1 protein-coding gene is annotated in these 736 nt (G+C 75.4%); it reads left to right on the top strand.

The genetic code is table 11. The features are described 5' to 3' along the window. Window positions 1-736, top strand: a 736-nt coding sequence (locus RM446_RS24645; protein ID WP_311547835.1) for an AMP-binding protein, incomplete at both ends; no start/stop codon positions are given.

Below are 736 nucleotides of genomic sequence, written 5' to 3' on the forward strand. Positions count from 1 at the left end.
TCGCCGACGGTGCGGCCTACATCCTCTACACCTCGGGGTCGACGGGTCGGCCCAAGGGTGTGGTGGTGTCCCACGGTGCGCTCGCGAACTTCCTTGCGGATATGGGCGACCGGTTCCCGCTGTCGGCGGGGGAGCGGCTGCTGGCGGTGACGACGGTGGGTTTCGACATTTCGGCGCTGGAGTTGTATCTGCCGCTGCTGGCCGGTGCCACGGCGGTGCTCGCCGACCGCGGCACGGTGCGCGACCCGGCCGCACTCGCCGACCTGCTGGAGTCCTCCGGCGCCTCGGTGATGCAGGCCACCCCTGCGCTGTGGCGGGCGCTCGCCGAGGAGCGGCCCGCGTCCCTCGCGGGTCTGCGGGTGCTGGTGGGGGGCGAGGCGCTGCCGGAGGCGCTGGCCGAGGCGCTGGCCGGGCGCGCCGAGCGGGTGGTGAACCTGTACGGGCCCACCGAGACCACGATCTGGTCGACCGCAGCGGGTATCGAGGCGGGCCGCCGCCGGCCGGCCGCCGCCCCCGCCCCCATCGGCGCGCCCATCGCCAACACCCGCCTTTACGTGCTCGACGCCGGGCTGCGCCCGGTGCCCGCGGGTGTGGCCGGGGAGCTCTACATCGCGGGCGCGGGTCTGGCGCGCGGCTACCACGGCCGTGCCGGGCTGACCGCCGAGCGGTTCGTGGCCGACCCGTTCGGCCCGGTGGGCACCCGCATGTACCGCACCGGGGATGTGGTGCGTTGGAG

Origin of the sequence: Streptomonospora wellingtoniae (genome assembly GCF_031845375.1) — a bacterium.
GTDB lineage: Bacteria > Actinomycetota > Actinomycetes > Streptosporangiales > Streptosporangiaceae > Streptomonospora > Streptomonospora wellingtoniae.